Genomic DNA, 25,359 nt, shown 5'->3' with positions numbered 1-25,359 from the left:
ACCGGCCCGGGCGCCCGGCCCGTCGTGTCGTTCGGCGAGCCCGAGGTGTTCCGGGAGCGGGCCCGGGCGCGGACCGCGGTGGCCGGGATCTGCCTCGTGCTCGGTCTCGGCCTCATCGGCGGTGCGGCGACCGGGAGTTGGCTCACCGGGGGCAGTGGGGACGGGCCGCACGGGTTCGCCGCCGCCGCGTCCGTCTGGCACAGCGTGCCCGTCGACCGGCTGTTCCCGCCCGTCGTGCGGGGGCCCGGCGCCGGGCCCGGCGGAGCCGACCGCACCTGGACGCGGATCGCCGTCGCCCCGGACGGCGGCTGCGCCGACGCCTTCGACCCGCTGCTGCACGAGGTCCTCGCCCCCGTGGGCTGCGGACGCCTGCTGCGGGCCACCTACACCGACGCCACCCAGAGCTACGTCACCACCGTGGGACTGCTGTTCACCACGGCCGACCCCGCCGCGATGTCCGCGCTCGCCACCCGGTTCCGCACCGAGCACCTCACCGGGCGCGCCGATCTGGTGCCCCGCGCGTACGGCCCGAAGGGCACCCCGGCCGCCGGGTTCGGCGACGCCCAGCGCGCGTCCTGGACCGTCTCGGTGCGCACCGACGCCCCCGTCGTCGTGTACGCCGTCTCCGGCTGGGCCGACGGCCGCACCGTGGACGCCCCGCAGCCCGCCGCCGACGCCGTACGGTCCGGCGCCACCACCCCGCAGGCCCAGTCCGGCCTCGGCTACGAGGCGAAGGGCCTCGCCGGGCGGATCGAACGGCTGCTGCGGGGGACCGTCGGCACCTCCGCCACGAAGAGACCCTCATGAAGCGTGCCTCCGGGGCCGCGGTGAGCGCCCTGCTCGCCGGCGCCCTCGCCCTGCTGCCGTCCGCCGCCGCCCACGCCGACGGCATCCGCGCCCAGCAGTGGGGCCTGACCGCCCTCCACCTCGACCAGGCCTGGCGGACCACCAAGGGGCGGGGCGTCACCGTCGCCGTCCTGGACACCGGCGTCCAGGCCGACCACCCCGACCTCGTCGGCAACGTGCTGCCCGCCCAGGACATGATCGGCTTCGGCGCCCGGCCCGGCGACCGCACCTGGGGCCGGCACGGCACCGCCATGGCCGGCATCATCGCCGGACACGGCCACGGACCCGGCCGCGCCGACGGCGTCATGGGAGTCGCCCCCGAGGCGAGGATCCTGCCCGTGCGGGTGATCCTGGAGGACAGCGACCCCGCCCGCGCCAAGGCCCGCACCACCCGCGGCGGCGCCCTCGCCGACGGCATCCGCTGGGCCGCCGACCACGGCGCCGACGTCATCAACCTCTCCCTCGGCGACGACTCCGCCTCCGCCCACCCCGAACCCCGCGAGGACGAGGCCGTGCAGTACGCCCTGAAGAAGGGCGTGGTCGTCGTCGCCTCCGCGGGCAACGGCGGCGACAAGGGCGACCACGTCTCCTACCCGGCCGCCTACCCCGGCGTGATCGCCGCCACCGCCGTCGACCGCTACGGCACCCGCGCCGCCTTCTCCACCCGCCGCTGGTACGCCGCGGTCAGCGCGCCCGGCGTGGACGTCGTCATCGCCGACCCCGACCACAAGTACTACGCGGGCTGGGGCACCTCGGCCGCCTCCGCCTACGTCTCCGGGGTGGCCGCCCTGATCAAGTCCGCCCACCGGGGCCTGAGCCCGGCCCAGATCAAGACGCTCCTGGAGGACACCGCCGAGGACCCGCCGGCCGGCGGCCGCGACGACTCCCGCGGCTTCGGCATGATCGACCCGGTGGCGGCCCTGCGCGCGGCCGACCGGCTCGAACCCGAGGAGCTGCGCCCGGCGGCGTACGGGGAGAAGTACTTCGGGCCGGGTCCCGCCGCCCCCGAGGCCACCGGCTCCACCGCCGACTGGGCGGCGCCCCTCGCCGGCAGCGTGGGCGGGGTGCTGCTGGTCGTGGGCGTGATCCTGTGGCGGGGCCGCAGACGGCCCTTCTGAGGGCGGGCCCCGGCCCGCGGCTCCGGCGCGACGTCCGCCCCGATAGGGTCGGTGACCGTGGCGAACAAGAACATCCCCGACCCCGGCTACTCCGACGACGACGGCTCCGCCGACCCCCGGCTCGGTGCCGCGCTCGCCGCGTGGGCCGAGGACCGCGCCGCCGTCGGCCCGGTCCTGGAGGCACTGAAGGGCGCCCGGCTGCTGGTGCCGGTCGTGGCCGTGCTGGGCGAGGTCGAGGAGGACGAGAACGGGCTGCGTCGCGAGAAGACCAGCGACATGGCCGTGCCCACCCTGAAGGCCGGGAACCGGACCGCGCTGCCCGCCTTCACCTCCACGGAGTCCCTCGCTCGCTGGGACTCGGCGGCCCGCCCGGTCGCCGTACCCCTGCACCAGGCGCTCCAGGCCGCCGCGCACGAGAAGGCGGACACGGTCGTGCTCGACCTGGCCGGACCGGTGCCGTTCGAGCTGACCGGGCCCGCGCTGCTCGCCCTCGCCGAGGGCCGCACCAGCACCGACCCGCTCACCGACCCGGCCGTCGTGGAGGCCGTGCGCACGGCGGTGGCGGCGGAGCCCGGGGTGCTGCGCGCCCACCTCGGTCCCGGCCGGGCCGACGGCGTGCTCGCCCTCGTCCTCGACGCGTCCGCGCCGCCCGCCGAGACCGCCCGCTCCCTGGCCGGCCGGCTCGCCGCCGACGACACACTGAGGGCCCGCCTGGTGCGCGGCCTCGACCTGGCACTGCTGCCGGCCGGGACGACGGCTCCGGGCGAGCCCCTGTACGTGAAGGAATAGGTCAGCGGTAGACCGGGCCGGTGTACTTCTCGCCCGGCCCCTGGCCCGGCTCGTCCGGGACGATCGACGCCTCGCGGAAGGCCAGCTGGAGCGACTTCAGGCCGTCGCGCAGCGGGGCCGCGTGGAAGGAGCTGATCTCGGTCGCGCCGCCGTCCAGCAGACCGGCCAGCGCGGTGATCAGCTTGCGGGCCTCGTCCAGGTCCTTGTACGTGTCGCCCTCCTCGCTGAGCCCGAGCTTCACGGCGGCGGCGCTCATCAGGTTGACGGCGACCGTCACGATCACCTCGACGGCGGGGACCTCGGCGATGTCCCGCGTCATCGCGTCGAAGTCGGGGTTCTCAGGAGGGGTCTCACTCATGCCCACACCCTAAGGCGGATTACGGCTTTCCCTTTACGGGATCCGGATTCGTGCTTGTCAAGCGATCCTGCTAACCTGGTTCACGACCGGTCGGACGCCATCAGTGTGTTCGGCCCACAAGTGGAGGCTCCGAACTCCCACCCGACCGCCCTCCGGGACGGCGGGTCATCCGGTCAGGCGGCCGCCATCGTTCCGTACGGACGATGGAGTCGCCCGAATGTGCGCCCCGCGGTCCCCGCGTCGGTGCTCCGGTAGCAAGGAGCCCCGCCTGTGATCGTCCGGGGCATTTTTTCTGCTTCGGCGCGGTTGGTCTGACGAAAACAGACGTTACGCGGCAGTCCGCCAGGCCGTCGCGTGGTGCTACCGAGGAGGATCCATCAGCGCCGAGCCCCGCATCAACGACCGGATTCGCGTTCCCGAGGTGCGACTTGTCGGTCCCAGTGGCGAGCAGGTCGGCATCGTGCCGCTCGCGAAGGCACTGGAGCTTGCGCAGGAGTACGACCTGGACCTGGTCGAGGTCGCGGCGAACGCCCGTCCGCCCGTGTGCAAGCTCATGGACTACGGGAAGTTCAAGTACGAGTCGGCCATGAAGGCCCGTGAGGCGCGCAAGAACCAGGCGCACACGGTCATCAAGGAGATGAAGCTCCGGCCGAAGATCGACCCGCACGACTATGACACCAAGAAGGGTCACGTCGTCCGGTTCCTCAAGCAGGGCGACAAGGTCAAGATCACGATCATGTTCCGTGGTCGCGAGCAGTCCCGGCCCGAGCTGGGCTACCGACTGCTGCAGCGCCTCGCGGAGGACGTCCAGGACCTCGGCTTCGTGGAGTCGAACCCGAAGCAGGACGGCCGCAACATGATCATGGTCCTCGGTCCGCACAAGAAGAAGACCGAGGCGATGGCCGAGGCCCGCCAGGCGCAGGAGGCCCGCAAGGCCGACGCGAAGGCGAACCCGGGCAAGTCGCAGAACCCTGCCGAGGCTGAGGCGCCGTCCGAGGAGCCTGCCGAGGCGTGATCCCGGGGAGCCCCACGGCTCCCGAGGATGTAACCGAAACAAGAGCGACGCTCCACCGTGCCCGGTTTTCGTGACCGGGCACCGGAGCGCCACCGACGAGGAGAGAACGGCGCTATGCCGAAGAACAAGTCGCACAGCGGTGCCAGCAAGCGCTTCAAGGTCACCGGCTCCGGCAAGGTGCTCCGCGAGCGCGCCGGCAAGCGCCACCTGCTTGAGCACAAGTCGTCCCGCGTGACGCGTCGCCTCACCGGCAACGCCGAGATGGCCCCGGGCGACGCCGCGAAGATCAAGAAGCTTCTCGGCAAGTGACGCCCCGGCGCCCTTCGAGCGCCGCGCGTCTGGACCGGGACCCAATCGTTTCCGGGTCGTGTGAGGACACCCACGACCCCGCTACAAGGAGTTAACAAGTGGCACGCGTCAAGCGGGCAGTCAACGCCCACAAGAAGCGCCGGGCGATCCTGGAGCAGGCCTCCGGCTACCGCGGTCAGCGTTCGCGCCTGTACCGCAAGGCCAAGGAGCAGGTCACCCACTCGCTGGTCTACAACTACAACGACCGCAAGAAGCGCAAGGGCGACTTCCGTCAGCTGTGGATCCAGCGCATCAACGCCGCTGCCCGCGCCAACGGCATGACCTACAACCGCTTCATCCAGGGTCTGAAGGCCGCGAACGTCGAGGTCGACCGCAAGATCCTGGCCGAGCTGGCCGTCAACGACGCGAACGCGTTCGCCGCGCTCGTCGAGGTCGCCCAGAAGGCGCTGCCGTCGGACGTGAACGCGCCGAAGGCCGCGTGACGCCGCGCTGAGCTTCAGCCGAAAACGCCGGACCCGCAGGCTGTATGGCTTGCGGGTCCTGTCGTTGGGGCCCGCTGCGGATCGTTCGGCCGCGGGCCGTCCTGGTTGCTCGCGCAGTTCCCCGCGCCTCTGACGGGGCGCCGCGCCCGGCCGGTACGACAAAGCGAAGAACTCTCCTGAAAGAGAAGAAGAGCATGCCCCCCGTCAGCCCCGAGCTGATCTCTCCCCGCTCCGCCCGTGTCGCCGCGGCGCGGCGGTTGGCCAAGCGGAATTTCCGGGGCAGGGACCGGCTGTTCCTCGCGGAGGGGCCGCAGGCCGTACGGGAGGCGGCCGCGCACCGGGAGGGCGGGCAGGCCACCCTGGTCGAGCTGTTCGCCACCGTCGAGGCCGCGGAGCGCTACGCCGGCATCGTGGGCGAGGCCCGCGACGCGGGGGCACGGGTGCACCTGGCGTCCGAGGACGTCATCGCCGACATCTCCACCACCGTCACCCCGCAGGGGCTCGTCGGCGTCTGCCGGTTCCTGGACACCCCCTTCGAGGAGATCCTCGCCGCCCGCCCCAAGCTGGTGGCCGTGCTCGCCCACGTCCGCGACCCCGGCAACGCCGGCACCGTGCTGCGCTGCGCCGACGCCGCGGGCGCCGAGGCCGTCGTCCTCACCGACGCCTCCGTGGACCTGTACAACCCCAAGGCCGTGCGCGCCTCCGTGGGCTCGTTGTTCCATCTGCCGGTCGCCGTCGGTGTGCCCGTGGAGCAGGCCATCGAGCGGCTCAGGGACGCCGGGGTGCGCATCCTCGCCGCGGACGGCGCGGGCGACCGCGACCTGGACGAGGAACTGGACAAGGGCGCCATGGGCGGCCCCACCGCGTGGGTGTTCGGCAACGAGGCCTGGGGCCTGCCGGAGGAGACCCGCGCCCTCGCCGACGCCGTGGTCCGCGTCCCCATCCACGGCAAGGCCGAGAGCCTGAACCTCGCCACGGCCGCCGCCGTCTGCCTCTACGCCTCGGCCCGCGCCCAGCGCGCCCGCGGAGGGTGCCGCGGCGTCACCCGGAGCTAGTAGGGTGGCCAGCTCGGGGCCCTGCGCCGTAGGAGAGGTGGGGTACGGGGATGAGTGTGGCCGGCACGAACACCGGGCCGGAGGGACGGGACGCGCGGGGCGCGCCCGCGTCCGTGTGCGGTGCGGGCGGGCTCGACCCCGACCAGCTCCCCGACGGGCTGGTGGTCGCCGACGCGCGGGGACGCGTCGTCGGGTTCAACGCGGCCGCGGAGCGCATCACCGCCGTACCCGCCGCCGAGGCCCTCGGACAGCCGCTGGAGAAGGCGCTGCCGTTAGAGGACCTGGAGGGGCGCCGCTGGTGGCAGCTCACCGACCCCTACGGCGGCCTCTCCATCAGGACCCGGCAACCCGAGCGCAATCTGCTGCTGCCCGGCGGCCGGGAGGTGCTCGTCACCGCCCGCTACGTCCGCGCCGAACCCCTCGGTCCCGTCCAGCGCCTGGTCGTCTGCCTGCGGGACACCGAGGCCCGCCGCCGCACCGAACGCAGCCACGCCGAGCTGATCGCCACCGTCGCCCACGAGCTGCGCTCCCCGCTGACCTCCGTCAAGGGCTTCACCGCCACCCTCCTCGCCAAGTGGGAGCGGTTCACCGACGACCAGAAGCGGCTGATGCTGGAGACCGTCGACGCGGACGCCGACCGGGTCACCCGGCTCATCGCCGAACTGCTGGACATCTCCCGGATCGACTCGGGGCGGCTGGAGGTGCGCCGCCAGCCCGTCGACATAGGGGCCGCCGTCTCCCGGCACATCCAGGCGTACGTCGCCGCCGGCCAGCCCGCCGAACGCTTCCTGCTGCGCATCGAGCAGCCGCTGCCCGGCCTGTGGGCCGACCCCGACAAGATCGACCAGGTGCTCAGCAACCTGCTCGAAAATGCCGTGCGGCACGGCGCGGGAACCGTCACCATCGACGTCACGCCCACGGTGTCCCCCCGCGAGGGTGAGGACACCGGCACGTCGGTCACGGTGAGCGACGAGGGGCCCGGCATCCCGGAGGAGTCCATGAACCGCGTCTTCACCCGCTTCTGGCGGGGCAGCAAGCGCGGCGGCACCGGGCTCGGGCTGTACATCGTCAAGGGCATCGTCGAGGCCCACGGCGGCACCATCACGGTCGGCCGCGCCCGCGGCGGCGGCGCCGAGTTCCGATTTACGTTGCCCGTGAGCGTCCCCGCGTATCTCGCGTAGCGGGCCCACGGGCTCTTCGGTCGGCTCCACCCCGTTAGACTCGGCCTTTGGCACCTTTGTGTCCTTCACGCGGCCCTCGCGAGTCGGTGACGGGGACCATCCGCAGGGGGCACCGCCCAGCGACAGCTGGGGGACAAGGACAATCGGAAGCACGGGAAGAGATGTCGGCACCCAATAAGTCGTACGACCCTGTCGAGGTCGAGGCGTTGAAACCGGAAGAGATCGAGCGCATGCGGGACGAGGCGCTCGCCGCCTTCGCCGCCGCGGACTCCCTCGATGCGCTCCACGAGGCCAAGGTCGCCCACACCGGCCCGGCGTCCCCGCTGTCCCTCGCCAACCGCGAGATCGGCGCCCTGCCCCCGCACGCCAAGGCCGAGGCCGGCAAGCGCGTCGGCATGGCCCGCGGCGCGGTGAACAAGGCCCTCGCCGCCCGCCAGGCCGAGCTGGAGGCCGAGCGCGACGCCCGGGTGCTGGTCGAGGAGGACGTGGACGTCACGCTGCCGTACGACCGCGTCCCGGCCGGTGCCCGCCACCCGCTGACCACGCTGTCGGAGCGCATCGAGGACATCTTCGTGGCCATGGGCTACGAGGTCGCCGAGGGCCCCCAGGTCGAGGCCGAGTGGTTCAACTTCGACGCCCTGAACATCGGCCCCGACCACCCGGCCCGCGGCGAGGCCGACACCTTCTTCGTCGAGGGTCCCGACGGCGGCGCCGAGTCCGGGGTGGTGCTGCGCACCCACACCTCGCCCGTGCAGATCCGCTCGCTGCTCGACCGTGAGCTGCCGGTCTATGTGATCTGCCCCGGCCGCGTCTACCGCACCGACGAGCTGGACGCCACCCACACGCCCGTCTTCCACCAGGTCGAGCTGCTCGCCGTGGACGAGGGCCTGACCATGGCCGACCTCAAGGGCACCCTGGACCACATGGTGCAGTCGCTGTTCGGCGAGGGCATGAAGACCCGGCTGCGGCCGAACTTCTTCCCCTTCACCGAGCCGAGCGCCGAGATGGACATGCTCTGCTACGTCTGCAAGGGCGAGTCCGTCGGCAACCCCGACCGGCCGTGCCGCACCTGCTCCAGCGAGGGCTGGATCGAGCTGGGCGGCTGCGGCATGGTCAACCCGCGGGTGCTCACCGCCTGCGGCGTCGACCCGGAGAAGTACAGCGGCTTCGCCTTCGGGTTCGGCATCGAGCGGATGCTGATGTTCCGCCACAACGTCGATGACATGCGAGACATGGTCGAGGGTGACGTCCGGTTCACCCGGCCCTTCGGGATGGAGATCTGATGCGGGTCCCGCTTTCTTGGCTGCGGGAGTACGTCGACCTGCCGGCCACCGAGACCGGCCGCGACGTCCAGGCCAAGCTCATTTCGGCCGGCCTGGAGGTCGAGACGGTCGAGCAGCTCGGCGCCGACCTCAAGGGCCCCCTGGTCGTCGGCCAGGTGCTGACCATCGAGGAGCTGGAGGGCTTCAAGAAGCCGATCCGCTTCTGCACCGTCGACGTCGGCCAGGCCAACGGCACCGGCGAGCCCCAGGAGATCGTCTGCGGCGCCCGCAACTTCGCGGTCGGCGACAAGGTCGTCGTGGTGCTGCCCGGCGCCACCCTGCCCGGCGGCTTCTCCATCTCCGCCCGCAAGACCTACGGCAAGGTCTCGCACGGCATGATCTGCTCCACCGACGAGCTGGGCATGGGCGACGACGGCACCCACGGCATCATCGTGCTGCCGCCGGAGACCGAGGTCGGCAAGGACGCCATCGAGCTGCTGGAGCTGGTCGACGAGGTCCTGGACATCGCCGTCACCGCCAACCGCGGCGACTGCCTGTCCATCCGCGGCGTCGCCCGCGAGACCGCCATCGCCTACGGCCTGCCGCTGCGCGACCCCGCCCTGATCGACGTCCCCGCGCCCAACGCGTACGGCTACCCGGTCCAGGTCGCCGACCCGTTCGGCTGCGACCGCTTCACCGCGCGCACCGTCACCGGGCTGCGTCCCGAGGCCCGCTCCCCGATCTGGCTCCAGCGCCGGCTCCAGAAGGTCGGCATGCGCCCGATCTCGCTCGCCGTCGACGTCACCAACTACGTGATGATGGAGCTGGGCCAGCCGCTGCACGCCTACGACCGCAGGCTGGTCCAGGGCACCATCGGCGTGCGCCGCGCGCAGGAGGGCGAGAAGCTCGTCACCCTCGACGGCGTCGAGCGCAAGCTGCACGCCGAGGACCTGGTGATCACCGACGAGCGCGGCCCCATCGGCCTCGCCGGCGTGATGGGCGGCGCCAACACGGAGATCGCCGACCACACCGAGGACGTGGAGAACGCGACCACCGACGTGGTGATCGAGGCGGCCCACTTCAACGCCGTCTCCATCGCCCGCACGGCCCGCCGCCACAAGCTGCTGTCCGAGGCCTCCCGCCGCTTCGAGCGGGGCGTCGACCCGCAGGCCGCGGCCGCCGCCGCGCAGCGCACCGTGGACCTGCTGGTGCTGCTCGCGGGCGGCACCGCCGAGGCCGGCGTCACCGAGGTCATCGCGCCCTCCGCGCCGCGCACCATCACCGTCCCGGCCGACCACCCGGACAAGGTCGCGGGCGTCGGCTACGGCCGCGAGACCGTCGTGCGCCGCCTCCAGGAGGTCGGCTGCGACGTCTACGGGCAGGACGAGCTGATCGTCACCGTGCCGTCCTGGCGGCCCGACCTGACCGACCCGAACGACCTCGCGGAGGAGGTCATCCGGCTGGAGGGCTACGAGAACCTGCCCTCCACGCTGCCCAAGCCCCCCGCGGGCCGCGGCCTGACCGGCCGCCAGCGGCTGCACCGCCGCATCGGCCGGGCGCTGGCCGGCGCCGGCTACGTCGAGGCGCTGAACTACCCGTTCGTCGGCGAGCAGGTCTTCGACCAGCTCGGCCTGGCCGCCGAGGACCCGGCCCGCCGGGTCGTCAAGCTGGTCAACCCGCTCAGCGACGAGGAGCCCGCGCTCCGTACGACGCTGCTGCCGGGCCTGCTCGGCGCGCTGCGGCGCAACGACGGCCGCGGCTCGCACGACCTGGCCCTGTTCGAGACCGGGCTGGTCTTCCACCCGCGCGAGGAGCGCCGCGCCGCCGTGCACCTGCCGGTGGACCGGCGTCCCACCGACGAGGAGATCGCGGCGCTGGACGCCGCGCTGCCCGAGCAGCCCCGGCACGCCGCGGTCGTCCTCGCCGGCGCCCGCGAGCAGGCCGGCTGGTGGGGCAAGGGCCGCCCGGCCGACTGGGCCGACGCGATCGAGGCCGCGCGCACCATCGCCCGTGAGGCCGGTGCCGAACTCGCCGTCCGCAAGGGCCGGTACGGTCCCTGGCACCCGGGCCGCTGCGCCGAGCTGGTCGTGGTGGCCGACGGCGCCGAGCGGGTCGTGGGCCACGCGGGCGAGCTGCACCCGCGCGTCCTGAAGGCCCTGGGCCTGCCCGAGCGCACCTGCGCGATGGAGCTGAACCTGGACGCCCTGGAGGAGGCCGGCGACGGCATCCCGATGGCGCCGGGCATCTCGACCTTCCCGGTGGCCACGCAGGACGTCGCCCTGGTGGTCGACAAGCCGGTGCCGGCGGCCGAGGTCGAGGCCGCGCTGCGCGCCGGCGCGGGTGAACTCCTGGAGTCCATCCGCCTGTTCGACGTCTACGAGAACGCCGAGCAGCTGGGCGAGGGGCGCAAGTCGCTCGCCTACGCGCTGCGCTTCCGCGCCCCCGACCGGACGCTGACGGTGGACGAGGCGTCGGCGGCCCGGGACGCGGCGGTCGCCCTGGCGGGCGAGCGCACCGGGGCCGTACTGCGCGGCTGACCCACCCGGTCCCCACGAGCGGCCGGCCACGGACCTCCGTGGCCGGCCGCTCGTGTCATGCCAGGGGCGCCCCTCGCCGTACCGGCGCGAGCGGTACGGCGGTCCCGGACGATCTTTTCCTGACGCTCCGTCATGTCTTGCATAAATGCATCCTCACCTGCGCGTTCTCACTCGTTCGAGTGGTCATCGGAGGTGAGCCGGTCCGTCCGGGCCGAGCCGTCGACAGAATCGGACCGGCCTTTCGGGGTCGGTCCGCCTGCTCTGTCAGGGACTCTCCATGGGGGACCAGAGGCATGATCCGCATCAAGGCGCGGGCGCCCACCGCGCGAGGAGCCGTACTTCCCACGCTCTGGGGAGCGCTGGCGGTCGGCTACAAGTTCGGCTGCCCGCTCGCCCAGCAGGAGGGGCTCGGCGCCCGCATCGTCACCAGCGCCGTGTTCTTCACCGTGGGCACCGGCCTGATATTCCATGTCCGCCGCGCCCTGCTGCGGGAGCTGCGGCTCGCCCGGCGGGCGGCCCGGGTCGCCCAGAGCGTCGTGCTGCGGCCCCCGCCCCCGCGCCTCGACGGGCTGAACGTGGCCGCCGCGCAGCTCTCCGCGGACCGGGGCGCGAGCGTCGGCGGCGATCTGTACGAGGCCGTCGCCACCGAGCACGGGGTGCGGGTGGTCATGGGCGATGTGCGCGGGCACGGGCTGGCCGCGCTCGGCACCGTCGCCGCCCTCCTCGGCAGCTTCCGCGAGGCCGCCCACGACGAGCCCGAGCTGGACGGCGTGCTGCGCAGACTGGAGCGCGCGCTCGCCCGGCACCTGCGGGAACGGGCCCGCGCCGAGCACCCCGCGAGCGGCGCGCAGGACCCCGAGCACCCGGTGGCCGAGGAGTTCGTCACCGTGCTGCTCCTGGAGATCGGCGCGGACGGCGCGCTGACCGCCCTCAACTGCGGCCATCCCTGGCCCTACCGGCTCAGCGGCACCGCCGTCGAGTCCCTGACCCACGCCGAACCGCTGCCCCCGCTGGGCCCGTTCCCGCTCCCCGCGGACCTGGCGCCGCGCCCCTGCGGCGAGCTGGGGCCCGCCGAGTCCCTGGTCCTGTACACCGACGGCGCGGAGGATGCCCGGGACGCCCGGGGCCGGTTCTTTCCCCTGCCGGACGTGCTGCGCGCCGCCGTGCTCGACCAACCGGCCTCACCGCAGCGGGTGTTGCGCACCCTCTACACCGCCCTGCTGCGGCACACCGGGGGCACGCCCACCGACGACGTGGCACTCCTGGTGCTGCGCAACGAGCGGGGACCGACCGCCATGGTGTGCGGGACCGTACGGCCGGTCACCACCACACACCGCTGACGTCCCCGCCAGACCACCGCTGTTCGAGGGGGAGCCGGTGGCCTGGCGGGCCTCATGCGAGGAACCCCCAGTGAACCGATCCGGGCGCGCGCCGCGACAGCGCGCGCACCGCCCGGGCACGGGCACTCGGTTCACACCCCGTGTGAACGCGGTGCGGCTAGGCTGGCGGCACCAGGCACTCGGGGGTCATCCCATGCAGCCCAACGCTCTGCTCGACGCCATCCTGGACGAGGCGGGCATCTCGCACGCCGGCCTCGCCGCCCATGTCAACCAGGCCGGCCGCGCCCGGGGCCTCGCGCTCCGCTACGAACACACCGCCGTGGCCCGCTGGTTGAAGGGCCAACGGCCACGCGGCCAAGTGCCCGACCTGATCTGCGAGGTGCTCGCCGCCCGGCTGCACCGCCCCGTGACCCTGGACGACATCGGCCTCGGCGTGCCCGGCCGGCCCGGCGCCGCGGCCACCGGCTCGCTGTCCGGCTTCGTGGAACGGGCCACCGCCCTGTGGCGCTCCGACGAACAGCAGCGCCCCCATGTGCTCGGCGCCCCCGCCGTCACCGGCACCCCCGCCGTGATGCCGGTGTGGGAATGGGAGAACCCGCCCGAGGACACCGACGTCTCCCGGGGCGGCCGGCACCGGGTCACGGCCGCCGACATCGAGACGCTGCGCGCGGCCCGCACGCACTACGAGCAGATGTACCGCAAGGCCGGGGGCGTTGCGACCCGCACCCGCATCGTCGGCTTCCTCAACGCCGAGGCGGCACCGCTGCTGCGCGGCGGCTACACGGACGCCACCGGGCGCCAACTGCACCGCGCCACCGGCGGGCTGGTCGCCATCGCCGGCATCTGCGCCTACGACTCCGACGCGCACGGACTCGCCCAGCGCTACTTCCACCAGGCGCTGCGGCTGGCCAAGGCCAGCGGGGACCGGGGACTCGGCGCCTATGTGATAGCGCTGCTGGTCAACCAGTCGCTGTTCATGCGGGAGTACCGGCAGGCGGTGGCCTTCGCGGAGGCCGCGCTGCGCACCGCCGGACGGCACATCACCCCCGCGCTCGCCTCCGACCTGTACGCGATGCAGGCCAAGGCGTACGCGCACCTGGGCGACGCGGGCAGCGCCCTCGGCTGCATCCGGCGCGCGGAGGCGGCCGCCGAACGCATCCGGCGCGGACACGAACCCGACGAGACCGGCTACGTCCAGCCCGGCCTGGTCAACGTCCAGGTGGCGGAGGCGCTGCTGAGCCTCGGGGAACTCGCCGCCGCCCGCGAGCACGCGGCGGCCGCCGTGGACAACCCCGCCCACGACCGGGGCAGAGTGCACCGGCTCGCCATGCTCAGCACCATCGAACTGCGCCAGGGCAACGCGGAGCAGGCCGTGGTCACCGCCGTACAAATGGCCGAACAGGCGCGGGGGATGGAGTCCCAGCGGCTGCGCGACCGGCTGCGCGCGGTGCGCGAACACCTGGCACGTTGCGGCTCGCCGGGCACCACGGAGGCGGCCGAACTCATCGACGGGGCGCTGCGCGTGCCGCTGTAGGGCCCCTGTGGGCGCACCGCCACTGCTGCGATATTGCCACCTAATCGGCGAAAGGTGGCAGAACCGTGCAGTGGACGAAACAGAACGAACAAACGGTGTATGAGAACCGCTGGTTCAGCGTCAATCTCGCAGACGTCGAGCTGCCGGACGGCCGGCATCTCGACCACTTCCTCATCCGGCTGCGCCCGGTGGCCGTCGCCACGGTCGTCAACGAGGCCAACGAGGTGCTGCTGCTGTGGCGGCACCGCTTCATCACCGACAGCTGGGGCTGGGAGCTCGCCGCGGGCGTCGTCGAGGACGGCGAGGACATCAGGGCCGCGGCCGCCCGGGAACTGGAGGAGGAGACCGGCTGGCGGCCGGGGCCCCTGCACCACCTGATGACGGTGGAGCCGTCCAACGGCCTCACCGACGCCCGGCACCACATCTACTGGTCCGACGAGGGCGAGTACACCGGGCATCCCGTGGACGACTTCGAGTCGGACCGCCGGGAGTGGGTCCCGCTCAAGCTCGTCCCCGACCTGATCGCCCGCGGGGAGGTCCCGGCCGCCAACATGGCGGCCGCCCTACTGCTGTTGCACCACTTCAGGCTGGCTGAGGGCTAATGGGCGCGCAGCGCCTGCCAGACGGTCACCACGAGCGCGCCGAGCGCGGTCAGCGCGGCGAGCGAGGGCAGCGGCCAGCGCGCGTGTTCCAGCGAGACCATCCGGGAGTTCAGCTCGTCCAGCTCCTTGGCGGTCTCCTCGGTGCGGTGACCGAGCAGCGCGAGCCCGCCCTCGACTCTGGCGTAGGCCACGTCGAGTCGGCGCCGTAACTCTGCGAGTTCTCCATGGACCACGGGATGCTCCGGATCGGTGGTCACGGGTCCACTCCTTTCCGTAGTCGAAGGGGATGTTCCGTACCCCCTTGCATGTGCATGAAGAGTCAACTCGCCTGGTGGGTACGAGGGGAGCGTGTGCGCCGGGCATCTGCGAGCCCGGCGCACACACGGTGTGTGAAACGAACGTGCCCGGCACCCCGTCCGGTGCCGGGCACGCCGGCCGTCGCTGTGCGTGATCAGGCGCGGGCGGAGGAGCCCGTCACGACGACGGCGCCGGCTCCCGCGTGCCGGTGCAGCGCCTGCGGTACTCGGTGGGCGTGATGCCCAGGTGGCGGGCGAAGGCCCGGCGCAGGGTCTCGTCGCTGCCGAGGCCGCTGTGCCGGGCGGCGGCGGTGATGCCGTGGCCGTCGAGGAGGAGCTGCTGGGCCCGGTCGAGACGCACGCGCTCGACCCGGCGGGCCGGGGTGGTGCCCGGTTCGGTCCGGAACAGCCGGGTCGGATGCCGGGTGCTGACGGCGGCGGACGCGGCCATGGCGGGCAGGCTGTGGTCGGCGGCTCGAGCCGGACAATTCCGCCGCACCGCAAAGACACAGACCCGCACAAGCCGGCTGGCCGGAGGGTGTACGGCGAGAGCGTTCAGCGGTCCGCTGTTTCCGCATCGAGAACCGCTGGACTTCCAAAGCCGGCATCGCGAAAGCCGGCACCGCGACGGGGCGAACAGGAGTGGCGGAGGGGCACCGGTAAACGGGAAGCACGGCTTCCGTGGACCGTCCACGTCCGTGGGTGCGGGAAATGCCGCGGGCCCCGGGCCGACTCGCGGTCCGGGGCCCGCAGCCGAGCGGTCAGCCGTAGGTGTAGAAGCCCGAGCCGGTCTTGCGGCCCAGGCGGCCCGCCTCGACCATGCGCTGGAGCAGCGGGGGAGCGGCGTACAGCGGCTCCTTGTACTCGGTGTACATCGAGTTGGCGATGGAGACGATGGTGTCCAGGCCGATCAGGTCGGACAGCTTCAGCGGGCCCATCGGGTGGGCGCAGCCCATCTCCATGCCGTTGTCGATGTCCTCGCGGCTCGCGATGCCCGACTCGAACATCCGGATCGCGGAGAGCAGATAGGGCACCAGCAGCGCGTTCACCACGAACCCGGAGCGGTCCTGGGCACGGATGGCGTGCTTGCCGAGCACCTTCTCGGCGAACATCTGGGCGCGGCTGAGGGTGCCCTCGGAGGTGGTGAGCGCGGGGATCAGCTCGACCAGCTTCTGCACCGGGGCCGGGTTGAAGAAGTGGATGCCCACCACGTGGTCCGGGCGCGAGGTGGCGACCGCGAGCTTCACCAGCGGGATGGAGGAGGTGTTGGAGGCCAGGATCGCGTCCGGGCGGGTCACCACCTGGTCGAGCACCTGGAAGATCTCCGTCTTCACCGGCTCGCTCTCCACGACCGCCTCGATCACCAGGTCACGGTCGGCGAACTCGCCGAGGTCCGTGGTGAAGTCGAGCCGGGCCTGGGTGGCGTCCCGCTCCTCCTCGGAGATCTTGCCGCGCTCGGCCGCCTTGGCGAGGGAGTTGTACAGCCGGGTACGGCCGATCTCCAGGGCCTCGCCGGTGGTCTCGGCGACCTTGACGTTCAGGCCGGCCCGGGCGCACACCTCGGCGATGCCGGCGCCCATCTGGCCGCAGCCCACGACTCCGACGCGCTCGATATCTCCCGATGGGAAGGTCACATCGTCCCCTTCGCTGGTTCTCCGGCTCGCTCGCAGACCTCCGGGTTTCGGCGCCTGCTCCGATCGTGCACGTTACCGCGAAGTATCGATGATCGATCGCGTGGGTGCGGGCATTCTTCGCCACGGAGACGATCCGTGATCACGCGGATCCCGAACGTAAGGGAATGTGCGGATGGGACCCATGTCACGCCGGGCCTTCACCCTGGCGACGGTGTCGGCGCTGGCGACGGGCGGGTGCGCGGCGACGACCACCGGGGCCCCACGGGCCCGGCCGACCGACCGGGGCGCCACCGGCGCGCCCGGCGCCCGCGCGGCCACCGAGATGCGGGGCGTGTGGATGGCGACGGTCGAGAACCGCGACTGGCCCTCGCGGCCCGGCCTCTCCGCCGCCGCCCAGCGCGCCGAGCTGACCGCCCACCTCGACCGGGCGGTGCGCAACCGGCTGAACACGGTGATTCTCCAGGTGCGGCCCACCGCCGACGCCCTGTGGCCGTCGCCGTACGAGCCCTGGTCCCAGTTTCTCACCGGCACCCAGGGCCGCGACCCCGGCTGGGACCCGCTGGGCACCGCCGTGCGCGAGGCCCACGCCCGGGGGCTCCAGCTGCACGCCTGGTTCAACCCGTACCGCATCGCCAACCACACCGACCCGGGACTGCTCGCCGCCTCCCACCCGGCCCGGACGCACCCCGACTGGGCGGTGCCGTACGGCGGGAAGCTCTACTACAACCCCGGCCTGCCGGCCGTCCGCGCGTTCGTCCAGCGGGCGATGCTGGACGCGGTCGCCCGCTACCCGGTCGACGCGGTCCACTTCGACGACTACTTCTACCCCTATCCCGAGGACGGGCAGACCTTCGGGGACGACGACGCCTACGACCGCTACGGCAAAGCCTTCCCGAGCCGGGCCGACTGGCGGCGGGACAACATCGACCGGCTGGTCCGGGAGATGGCGGCCGGGATCAGGCGGGTCCGGCCCGGCACCCGCTTCGGGGTCAGTCCCTTCGGGGTGTGGCGCAACGCCACGACCGACCCGCGCGGCTCCGCCACGGACGCGGGCGCGCAGACGTACGACGACCTGTACGCGGACACCCGCCGTTGGGTCCGCGAGCACTGGATCGACTACGTCGCCCCCCAGCTCTACTGGGAGATCGGCGCCACCGGAGCGGACTACACGACGCTGCTCGACTGGTGGGCCCGGGTCGCCGAGGGCACCGGGACCCGGCTCTACATCGGCGAGGCCCTGTACCGGGCCGGGGCCGCGGGGGCCGACGGGCGGCCGGCGGCCTGGCAGGACCCGGCGGAGCTGTCCCGGCACCTCACGCTCGCCGCCCGGCGTCCGCAGGTCGGCGGGCACCTGTTCTTCGCCGCCCAGGACATGGCCGCCGACCCCATCGGGGCGATGCGCCGCGTGGTCGCCGACCACTACGCGCGACCGGCGAGCCCGCCCCGCTGAGCCAGGGCCTCCCGTTCGGATCAGGCCGGATCAGGGAGCGGGCCCGGTCCGGACGAAAGACCCTAGCGCTGCCGTTCTTCCTTGTGCTTGACCTGGCAGTCGGGTCCGGGGGACATGATCGCCTCGTGCCCGTCCGCGAAGCGGACCCGGTAGGGCGGGTTGCCCTCCTGCCCCATCACCTCGACGACTTCGGACTCCTGGTCGTGTTGGCCGACCACCCTGCCGTGCTGGACAAGGTGGTCGCCTTTGGACGCACGCATCTCCCGGCCCTCCTCACGATCACGACCGCTGGGTGACGGCGATGCACACGAGCACGGCGACGGCGGTCAGGGGAGCGGCCGCCGTGAAGTGCTCGCCCAGCAGCAGCGCCGACCACACCAGTGTGAGCAGGGGCTGAGCCAACTGCAACTGGCTCGCCCGGGGCACTCCGATGGCCGCCATGCCCCGGTACCAGACCACCAGACCGAGGAACTGGGAGCCCAGCGCCACCCACAGCACACCGGCGACGCCGTGCGCGGTGAAGGCGACCGGCTCGTAACGGAGGGCCAGCGCGGCGGCCGGCAGCGTGAGCGGCAGGCAGAGCACCAGCGCCCAGCCGATCACCTGCCAGCCCGGCATGACCCGGGCCAGCAGCCCGCCCTCGGTGTATCCGGCGGCGCACACCAGCAGGGCGGCGAACAGATAGCCGTCGGCGGCGGTCAGCGCGCCCCCGCTCTGCACCACGGTGAACGCAAGGACGGCCGCCGCGCCCGCCACCGCCGCGCACCAGAACCGGCGGGAGGGGCGGTGTCCGGTGCGCAGCGCCGAGCAGACGGCCGTGGTCAGCGGCAGCAGCCCCACCACGACGGCCGCGTGCGCGGTGGTGGAGGTGCGCAGGGCGAGCGTGGTCAGCGTCGGGAAGCCGAGCACCACGCCGAGCGCGACGACGGCGAGCCCGCCGAGCCGGCGACGCTCGGGCAGCCGTACCCGCAGGGCCAGCAGGGCGCCACCCGCCACCAGCGCGGCCAGCACGCTGCGCACGGTCACCAGCGACCAGGGGCCGAAGCCCTCCAGGCCCCAGGCGGTGGCCGGGAAGGTGAGGGAGAAGGAGGCGACGCCGAGGGCGGCGAGCGCGGTGCCGAGCGCCCGGTGCTCCGGGGGAGTGGTGACTGCTATCGGGCCGGCCTCGATAGCGCTACTCTGTGTCTTCATGCAAGAGCGTAGCAGCGTGGGTGAATTGGCGGAACGGCTGCGAAGGGAGCTGGACCGCTACTCGGATGGTGAAAAGCTGCCGTCGAGCAGGGCGCTGGTCGAGCGGTTCCGGGTGAGCCCGGTGACCGTCTCGCGGGCCCTCGCCCAGCTGGCCGCCGAGGGCCTGGTCGTCACCCGGCCGGGCGCCGGTGCCTTCCGGGCCCGGCCGCACGCCGAGCGGGAGCCGGCCGGGGACACCTCCTGGCAGGAGGTCGCGCTGAGCGCCGACGGCACCGCCGATCTCGTCCCGCGCACCGTGGACGCCTCCGGGGTCACGGTCTCGCTGGCCGCGCCGCCGCCCGGGGTGCTGGAGTTCAACGGCGGCTACCTCCATCCCTCGCTCCAGCCCGAGCGGGCCATGGCCGCGGCGCTCGCCCGGGCGGGCCGGCGCCCCGGCGCCTGGGCCCGGCCCCCGCTGGAGGGGCTGCCGGAGCTGCGGGAGTGGTTCGCGCGCGAGATCGGCGGCGCGGTCGGCGCGGCCGAGGTGCTGATCGCGGCGGGCGGCCAGGCCGCGCTGGCCACCGCCCTGCGCGCGCTCGCCCCGCCCGGCGCCCCGGTGCTGGTCGAGTCGCCCACCTACCCGGGCATGCTGGCCCTCGCCCGCGCGGGCGGGCTGCGGCCGGTCCCGGTGCCGGTGGACCGCGACGGGGTCCGCCCCGACCTGCTCGCGGACGCCTTCCGGGCCACCGGCGCCCGGGTGTTCGTCTGCCAGCCCCTGTTCCAGAACCCGACCGGCGCGGTCCTGGCCCCCGACCGGCGCCCCGAGGTGCTGCGCATCGCCCGCGCGGCCGGCGCCTTCGTCGTCGAGGACGACTTCGTACGGCGCCTCGTGCACGCGGACGCGGGCCCGCTGCCGCGCCCGCTGGCCGCCGACGACCCCGACGGCGTGGTGGTGCACGTCGGCTCGCTGACCAAGGCGACCTCGCCCAGCTTCCGGGTGAGCGCGCTCGCCGCGCACGGACCGGTGCTGGAGCGGCTGCGCGCCATCCAGGTGGTGGACACCTTCTTCGTCCCCCGCCCGCTCCAGGAGGCCGCGCTGGAACTGGTCGGCTCCCCGGCCTGGGCCCGTCATCTGCGCACGCTGGCCGAGGAGTTGCGGCTGCGCCGCGAGGCGATGACCCGCGCGCTCGCCCTGCACCTGCCCGAACTCGCCCTGCCGCACGTCCCGTCCGGCGGCTACCACCTCTGGCCGCGCCTGCCCGAGGGCACCGACGACACCGTCCTGACCGCCGCCGCCCTGCGCGCGGGCGTCGCCCTCACCCCCGGCCGTCCCTACTTCAGCGCCGAGCCGCCCGGCCCGTACGTGCGGCTGAGCTTCGCGGCGGTGGCCGGCACCGGGGAGATCGCGGACGGGGTGCGGCGGCTGCGGGCGGCCTGGGACGAGGTGCGGTAGGGGCTTATACGGTGGCCCCGGGCGGCCCGCGCCTGCGATCATCGCGCGATGAGCGACACACCCCGACTCCCCGATGGTTACGAGTTCTCCGCCGACACCGCCCGCGTCGACGTCGGCCTGGTCCACCGCTGGCTGTCGACCGACGCCTACTGGGCGATGGACCGCCCCCGCGAGACCCACGAGCAGGCCATGGCGTCCTCGCTCAACTTCGGGGTGTACGAGACGGATTCGGGCGCGCAGGTGGCGTACGCCCGGGTGGTGACCGACCGGGCGCTGTTCGCCTGGCTCGCCGACGTCTACGTCGACCGCTCGGTGCGCGGCAAGGGCGTGGGCACCGCGTTCGTCGCGGGCATCCGCGACCACCTGCGGCCCTACGGCCTGCGCCGCATCCTGCTCGCCACCGAGGACGCGCACGGGGTCTACGAGAAGCTGGGCTTCCGCCCGCTGGACCGCCCCGAGATGTGGATGATCCACACCCCGCGGTGAGCGGCCGGGCACGCCCGGTGGCCCCCGGCTCCCGCCTCTTGGCCCCCGCGCCCGCAGGCACCACCACCGCATGCCCCCGAGGCTCGGGGAGCAGTTCGGGGAGCGGTTCGGGGGCGACCGGCCGCCGGACCGGGCCGGCGGGGAGGAGGTGTCGCGCGGACGGAGGGCTGGTGCCGCCGGCTGCGGCCGGACCGCGCTACTGCTCGCCTGCCCCGCGCGGTCGCGCCACCGGGGACGCGCGCGGATACGCACCGCCGGCCCGGCCGGCGCCGCGCGACGGCGACACGGACCGCCGGCGCGGGCTGACCCCGGGCGAGGCGATGGCCCGCGAACCGGCCGCGGTGGACGCCTGGCCCGCCGATCCGCGCGCCGCCCCGCACGGCGGCGAGTGCCTCCCGGACTTCATCTCCCGGGCTGGGCGACCGGCTCGACACCCGCCCCGCCGGCGACGGCGCCCGGGGGGCGCGGTCGCCGAGCCCTCCGTGGCCCGCGCGGCGCCGGTCCACGCGCTGACGGCACCGCTCGCGACCTTCCGGAACCTCGACGTTCGCCCGCTGTCCACCACCCTCCGCACCGGTCCCCCCCGCCCCGCCGGAGCCTCCGCTTCGCGGGCCCGGCCCGTCGGCCTCGGCCCGTCGCGCCCGCGGCCGAGGCGGTCACCGGGCGAAGAACCGCTGCGCCGCCCGCACGCCCTCCACCAGCGCGTCCACCTCGGCGGGGGTGTTGTAGACGTAGAAGCTCGCGCGGGTGGTCGCCGGGATGCCGTAGCGCCGCACGATCGGACGGGCGCAGTGATGGCCGACGCGGACGGCGACGCCCCGGTCGTCCAGGACCTGGCCGACGTCGTGCGGGTGGACGCCGTCCACGGTGAAGGAGACCGCCGAACCCCGGTCCGCGGCGTCGGCGGGCCCGACGACACGGACGCCCGGGACCTCGGCGAGCAGCTCCAGGGCGCGGGCGGTGAGCGTCTCCTCGTACGCCGCCACCTCGGCCATGCCCAGCCGCTCCAGGTAGTCGACCGCCGCCGCGAGCCCCACCGCCTGCGCGGTCATCGGGACGCCGGCCTCGAAGCGCTGCGGCGGCGGCAGGAAGGTGGTGCGGTCCATCTCCACGATCTCGATCATCGAGCCGCCGGTGAGGAACGGTGGCAGCTCGCCGAGCAGGTCCGCGCGGCCCCAGAGCACGCCGATGCCGTTCGGGCCGAGCATCTTGTGCCCGGAGAACGCGAGGAAGTCCGCGCCCAGCCGGCGCACGTCCACGGGCCGGTGCGGCACGGACTGGGCGCCGTCCACGACCACCAGGGTGCCGAACGCGTGGGCCCGGTCGGCGAGTTCGCGCACGGGGTTGAGCGTGCCGAGGACGTTGGACTGGTGGGTGACGGCGAGCACCCGGGTGCGCTCGTCCAGGAGTTCGTCGATCCGGGTCAGGTCCAGGCGGCCGTCGTCGGTCAGGCCGAACCAGTCGAGCGTGGCGCCGGTCCGCTCGGCGAGCTGCTGCCAGGGCACCAGGTTGGCGTGGTGCTCCATCTCGGTCACCACGATGCGGTCGCCGGGGCCGATCCGGCCGGCGTTGCCGAGGGCGTAGGCGACGAGGTTGATGCCCTCGGTGGTGTTCTTGGTGAACACCACCTCGTCGTCGGCCGCGCCGATGAACCGGGCGACGGTGTGCCGGGCGTCCTCGTAGGCCTCCGTGGCCTCGCCCGCGAGCTGGTGCGCGCCGCGGTGCACCGCCGCGTTGCGGGTCAGGTAGAAGTCCCGCTCGGCGTCCAGGACCGCCAGCGGTTTCTGGGTGGTGGCCCCGGAGTCCAGGTAGACGAGCGGTGCGCCGCTCGCCAGCGTCCGCCCCAGGATCGGGAAGTCCTTGCGCAGCGCGTCCACGTCGAAGGCCACGGCGTCTCACCTCTCACGGCTTCGTGATTGTTTCTCCGTGAGGCACGCTAATCCCCTCTCACGGAGAACCGCAAGGATTACCATGAGGCCGTGGATCAAGAGACCCCCGTCTACCTGCACCGGCTGCCCGTCCCCGGCGAGGACCGGTACGTCAGCCTGGCGCTGGTCAACAGCCGCTTCCGGGTCAGCCACGGCCAGGTCGACCTGCTCGACGGCGCCGAGGCCGCGCACCTGTGGCTGGTCCGGCACGAGGCGCTGCCCGACCGGGTGCCGCTGAACGGGCGGCAGGCCGGCCGGCTGCGCGGGCTCCGGGAGGCGCTGCGGGCCCTGTTCGAGGCGCACGGCAACGGCGGCCCGCCGCCGGCCGGCGCCCTCGGCACCCTCAACGAGGCCCTCGCCGCCGCCCCGTCGACGCCCCGCCTCGCCTGGGGCGCCGACGGCCCGCGCCGGGACGACGTCCCCGACGCCGGGAACCCGGCCGCCGCCGCGCTGTTCCTGCTCGCCGAGGACGCCGCCGAACTGCTCACCGGGGGCGACGCGGCCCAGCTCACCGAGTGCGCCGCGCCCGGCTGCGACCGCTGGTTCCTGCGCTCCCACGGCGCCCGCCGCTGGTGCACCACCCAGTGCGGAAACCGGGTCCGGGCCGCGCGGGCGTATGCGGCCCGCAAAGGCACTTCACCTTGAAAACACCTCCGAATAACGTGCCGGAAAGCTTCGGTTCCCCCCGCGGACATGAAATCGACGATTTTCGGCCCGAGGTCGTAGAAAAACGCATCGATGTGCGATGCGGATACAACCGATGGGAATGCAGCCCCGTCTAACCCGGCGAAATCCAAGGCGAATTCGTGGGGAGCTGCCGAGAAATGGTTCGTCCGAGCGAGCGGGGCGCGGGGCGCCCGGCCGCCGCGTCGCTGGCCGCCCTCGTCGCATGCGTGGCGCTGTGCGCCGGTGACGCGCTGGCCGGCGGCTACCCGTTCGGTCCGCGCACCCGCAGCGTCAACGACCTGGGCAACCAGTACGTACCGCTGCACGCCCACCTCTGGGACCTGCTGCACGGCAGGGCCGACGGCGGACTGCTGGTCAACTGGCAGTCCGGCTACGGCTCCAGCTTCCTGCCCGACTTCGGCACCTACCTCGCCAGCCCGTTCGCGCCGCTCGTCGTGCTCTTCCCCCGGGACGAGATCGACCTCGCGGTGTACGTGATCAGCGTCTTGAAGATCGCCTGCGCGGCGGCCGTGATGGCCTGCCTGCTGCTCGCGCTGCGGCCCGGCCGCTGGTGGGCGGCGGGGCTGCTCGGGGCGTCGTACGCGCTGTGCGGCTGGACGCTGGCGGACGCCGACTACAACCCGATGTGGCTCGACGGGCTGATCGCGCTGCCGCTGCTGTGCCTGGTCGGCGAATGGGCCCTCGCCGGGCGGCGCCGGGTCCTCGGGGTGCTGCTCGTCGCGCTGGTGTGGAGCGCCAACTTCTACACCGCCTACATGGCCACCCTCGGGGCCGCACTGGTGCTGCTGGTACGGCTGGCGCTCGCCGGGCCGACGCGCCGGCAGGCCCTCGCCGCCGCCGGCCGCGCCCTGCTCACCGTCGTCCTCGGCACCGGGCTCGCCGCCCCCCTGGTGGCGGTCGTCTACCTCGGCACCAGGCACGCCTACCCGGGCCGGGTACGGCCGTTCAGCCCGGCGCCGGCCGAGGACCTGGTCGCCCGGCTGCTGCCGGGGACGTACGGCTGGGGCTCCCCGGCGCTCTACGTCGGCACCACCGCCCTGCTGCTCGCCCTCGCCCTGCCCTTCCACCGGGCCGTCCCGGTCCGCGTCCGGGCGGGCTGGACCGCGCTGGTGCTCGCGGTGACCCTCTCCCTGCAATGGGCGCCCACCAGCCTCGCCTGGCACGCCTTCGCCACCCCGCAGGGCAGCTCCTACCGGCAGACCTTCGTGCTGGCCGGGCTGCTCGTCATCGCCGCCTGGCACGCCCTGTCGTACGGTCCGCCCGGACCGGCCGCGCTCGGCGCCGCCGCCGCGCTGCTCGCCCTGGGGGCCGCCGCCGCCCGCGGCAGCGACGTGATCCACGCGCACACCTGGCCCCTGCTGCTGCTCGCCGCCTGCGGGACGCTCACCGGGCTCCTCCTGCTGCGCGGTGCCGGCCGGCACGCCGTCCTCGCCGTCCTCGCCGTCCTCGTCCTGCTCGGCGCGCAGGCCGGCGAGAGCGCCGCCACCTCCGCCGTCGCGAGCGGGCTGCGCCTCAAGCACCTGGACGACTACGCCCCCTTCGGCGACCGGCAGCGGCGGCAGGCGGCGGCGGTCGGCGAGGCCGACGCCTGGCCCCGCAGCCGCACCGACCCCGGCCGCGAACAGACCGTCGCCAACGACCCGATGCTGGTGGGCGGTCAGGGCGCCGCCTACTACAGCAGCCTGACCTCCGACGTCCTCTCCCGCACCCTCACCGCGCTGGGCGGCGGCTGGACCTCGCGCGGCCGGGCCGTGCAGAGCCTCGACAACGCCGTCACCGACGTGCTCTTCTCCGTCGGCGCCCGGGTGCACAGCCCGCCCGACCCGC

The 25,359-nt window shown here is 73.8% G+C and carries 25 protein-coding genes; 18 read left to right on the top strand and 7 right to left on the bottom strand.

Annotation, left to right across the window (positions count from 1 at the left end):
- The 3 genes from FRZ03_RS03860 to FRZ03_RS03850 form a co-directional block, all read left to right on the top strand.
- A partial coding sequence (locus FRZ03_RS03860) for a hypothetical protein (protein ID WP_398659642.1) occupies positions 1–807 on the top strand: 807 nt, incomplete at its 5' end.
- Positions 804–1,964 (top strand): type VII secretion-associated serine protease mycosin, encoded by a 1,161-nt coding sequence (gene mycP / locus FRZ03_RS03855; protein ID WP_146463714.1) that lies wholly within the window; start codon positions 804–806, stop codon positions 1,962–1,964. The genes FRZ03_RS03860 and mycP, both read left to right, overlap by 4 nt.
- A gap of 57 nt (positions 1,965–2,021) precedes the next feature.
- Positions 2,022–2,753: an SseB family protein gene (locus FRZ03_RS03850; protein ID WP_146463713.1), complete on the top strand. Its 732-nt coding sequence runs from the start codon at positions 2,022–2,024 to the stop codon at positions 2,751–2,753.
- A gap of 1 nt (position 2,754) precedes the next feature.
- On the opposite strand, the gene FRZ03_RS03845 is transcribed toward FRZ03_RS03850, so the two are convergent.
- Entirely contained in the window at positions 2,755–3,111 is a 357-nt protein-coding gene (locus FRZ03_RS03845) for a DUF1844 domain-containing protein (RefSeq protein WP_146463712.1), read from the bottom strand.
- Positions 3,112–3,487: 376 nt separating this feature from the next.
- Here FRZ03_RS03845 and infC point away from each other — a divergent pair, with 376 nt between their 5' ends.
- The 10 genes from infC (at position 3,488) to FRZ03_RS03790 (ending at position 14,428) form a co-directional block, all read left to right on the top strand.
- Positions 3,488–4,126, top strand: a complete 639-nt coding sequence (gene infC / locus FRZ03_RS03835; RefSeq protein ID WP_106981816.1) for a translation initiation factor IF-3 — start codon at positions 3,488–3,490, stop codon at positions 4,124–4,126.
- A 114-nt stretch (positions 4,127–4,240) separates the two neighbouring features.
- On the top strand, positions 4,241–4,435 hold the full coding sequence (gene rpmI, locus FRZ03_RS03830) for a 50S ribosomal protein L35 (RefSeq protein ID WP_004933563.1): 195 nt from the start codon (positions 4,241–4,243) through the stop codon (positions 4,433–4,435).
- Positions 4,436–4,533: 98 nt separating this feature from the next.
- Entirely contained in the window at positions 4,534–4,917 is a 384-nt protein-coding gene (gene rplT, locus FRZ03_RS03825; protein WP_030381833.1) for a 50S ribosomal protein L20, read from the top strand.
- Between the two features lie 194 nt (positions 4,918–5,111).
- Complete coding sequence (locus FRZ03_RS03820) at positions 5,112–5,972, top strand: TrmH family RNA methyltransferase (RefSeq protein ID WP_146463710.1); 861 nt, start codon at positions 5,112–5,114, stop codon at positions 5,970–5,972.
- A 50-nt stretch (positions 5,973–6,022) separates the two neighbouring features.
- Positions 6,023–7,153 carry a sensor histidine kinase gene (locus FRZ03_RS03815; protein ID WP_146463709.1) on the top strand — a complete coding sequence of 377 codons (1,131 nt, stop codon included), beginning with the start codon at positions 6,023–6,025 and terminating at the stop codon, positions 7,151–7,153.
- Between the two features lie 161 nt (positions 7,154–7,314).
- A complete protein-coding gene (gene pheS, locus FRZ03_RS03810) occupies positions 7,315–8,436 on the top strand; it encodes a phenylalanine--tRNA ligase subunit alpha (RefSeq protein ID WP_146463708.1) in 1,122 nt (373 codons plus the stop codon).
- Positions 8,436–10,952, top strand: a complete 2,517-nt coding sequence (pheT, locus tag FRZ03_RS03805; protein WP_146463707.1) for a phenylalanine--tRNA ligase subunit beta — start codon at positions 8,436–8,438, stop codon at positions 10,950–10,952. The genes pheS and pheT overlap by 1 nt, the downstream gene beginning before the upstream one ends.
- Before the next feature lie 293 nt (positions 10,953–11,245).
- The gene (locus FRZ03_RS03800; RefSeq protein ID WP_146463706.1) at positions 11,246–12,292 is read left to right on the top strand and encodes a PP2C family protein-serine/threonine phosphatase; all 1,047 of its coding nucleotides are present in this window, start codon (positions 11,246–11,248) and stop codon (positions 12,290–12,292) included.
- 193 nt (positions 12,293–12,485) lie between these two features.
- Entirely contained in the window at positions 12,486–13,826 is a 1,341-nt protein-coding gene (locus FRZ03_RS03795; protein ID WP_146463705.1) for a transcriptional regulator, read from the top strand.
- A gap of 65 nt (positions 13,827–13,891) precedes the next feature.
- Complete coding sequence (locus FRZ03_RS03790; protein ID WP_146463704.1) at positions 13,892–14,428, top strand: NUDIX domain-containing protein; 537 nt, start codon at positions 13,892–13,894, stop codon at positions 14,426–14,428.
- Here FRZ03_RS03790 and FRZ03_RS03785 read toward each other — a convergent pair.
- From FRZ03_RS03785 to FRZ03_RS03775, 3 genes are all read right to left on the bottom strand, one after another.
- Positions 14,425–14,685, bottom strand: coding sequence for a hypothetical protein (locus tag FRZ03_RS03785; RefSeq protein ID WP_070030185.1), 261 nt, complete (start codon positions 14,683–14,685; stop codon positions 14,425–14,427). The genes FRZ03_RS03790 and FRZ03_RS03785 overlap by 4 nt on opposite strands.
- Before the next feature lie 217 nt (positions 14,686–14,902).
- Positions 14,903–15,175 carry a helix-turn-helix transcriptional regulator gene (locus tag FRZ03_RS03780; protein WP_315902620.1) on the bottom strand — a complete coding sequence of 91 codons (273 nt, stop codon included), beginning with the start codon at positions 15,173–15,175 and terminating at the stop codon, positions 14,903–14,905.
- 310 nt (positions 15,176–15,485) lie between these two features.
- Positions 15,486–16,358, bottom strand: a complete 873-nt coding sequence (locus tag FRZ03_RS03775) for a 3-hydroxybutyryl-CoA dehydrogenase (RefSeq protein ID WP_146463703.1) — start codon at positions 16,356–16,358, stop codon at positions 15,486–15,488.
- 172 nt (positions 16,359–16,530) lie between these two features.
- On the opposite strand from FRZ03_RS03775, the gene FRZ03_RS03770 reads away from it, so the two are divergent.
- Positions 16,531–17,808 carry a glycoside hydrolase family 10-like protein gene (locus tag FRZ03_RS03770; RefSeq protein WP_464862110.1) on the top strand — a complete coding sequence of 426 codons (1,278 nt, stop codon included), beginning with the start codon at positions 16,531–16,533 and terminating at the stop codon, positions 17,806–17,808.
- A 62-nt stretch (positions 17,809–17,870) separates the two neighbouring features.
- Here FRZ03_RS03770 and FRZ03_RS03765 read toward each other — a convergent pair whose 3' ends face one another.
- Both FRZ03_RS03765 and FRZ03_RS03760 read right to left on the bottom strand, forming a co-directional pair.
- The gene (locus FRZ03_RS03765; protein ID WP_146463701.1) at positions 17,871–18,068 is read right to left on the bottom strand and encodes a DUF1918 domain-containing protein; all 198 of its coding nucleotides are present in this window, start codon (positions 18,066–18,068) and stop codon (positions 17,871–17,873) included.
- Positions 18,069–18,087: 19 nt separating this feature from the next.
- Positions 18,088–18,999 (bottom strand): DMT family transporter, encoded by a 912-nt coding sequence (locus FRZ03_RS03760; protein ID WP_146463700.1) that lies wholly within the window; start codon positions 18,997–18,999, stop codon positions 18,088–18,090.
- Between FRZ03_RS03760 and FRZ03_RS03755 the strand changes: the two genes are divergently transcribed.
- Both FRZ03_RS03755 and FRZ03_RS03750 read left to right on the top strand, forming a co-directional pair.
- The gene (locus tag FRZ03_RS03755) at positions 18,998–20,431 is read left to right on the top strand and encodes an aminotransferase-like domain-containing protein (protein ID WP_186785235.1); all 1,434 of its coding nucleotides are present in this window, start codon (positions 18,998–19,000) and stop codon (positions 20,429–20,431) included. The genes FRZ03_RS03760 and FRZ03_RS03755 overlap by 2 nt on opposite strands.
- 48 nt (positions 20,432–20,479) lie before the next feature.
- Positions 20,480–20,917 (top strand): GNAT family N-acetyltransferase, encoded by a 438-nt coding sequence (locus tag FRZ03_RS03750; protein WP_146463699.1) that lies wholly within the window; start codon positions 20,480–20,482, stop codon positions 20,915–20,917.
- Positions 20,918–21,573: 656 nt separating this feature from the next.
- Here the strand turns inward: FRZ03_RS03750 and FRZ03_RS03740 are convergent.
- A complete protein-coding gene (locus FRZ03_RS03740) occupies positions 21,574–22,806 on the bottom strand; it encodes a cysteine desulfurase (RefSeq protein ID WP_146463698.1) in 1,233 nt (410 codons plus the stop codon).
- A gap of 90 nt (positions 22,807–22,896) precedes the next feature.
- Here FRZ03_RS03740 and FRZ03_RS03735 point away from each other — a divergent pair, with 90 nt between their 5' ends.
- Both FRZ03_RS03735 and FRZ03_RS03730 read left to right on the top strand, forming a co-directional pair.
- Positions 22,897–23,490: a CGNR zinc finger domain-containing protein gene (locus tag FRZ03_RS03735; RefSeq protein ID WP_146463697.1), complete on the top strand. Its 594-nt coding sequence runs from the start codon at positions 22,897–22,899 to the stop codon at positions 23,488–23,490.
- A 179-nt stretch (positions 23,491–23,669) separates the two neighbouring features.
- A partial coding sequence (locus FRZ03_RS03730) for a YfhO family protein (RefSeq protein ID WP_146463731.1) occupies positions 23,670–25,359 on the top strand: 1,690 nt, incomplete at its 3' end.

This window comes from Streptomyces misionensis, from assembly GCF_007896895.1.
Taxonomy (GTDB): Bacteria; Actinomycetota; Actinomycetes; order Streptomycetales; family Streptomycetaceae; genus Streptomyces; species Streptomyces misionensis_A.
Note: the sequence above shows the minus strand (reverse complement) of the source record. Positions and strands in the feature narration are given on the sequence as shown.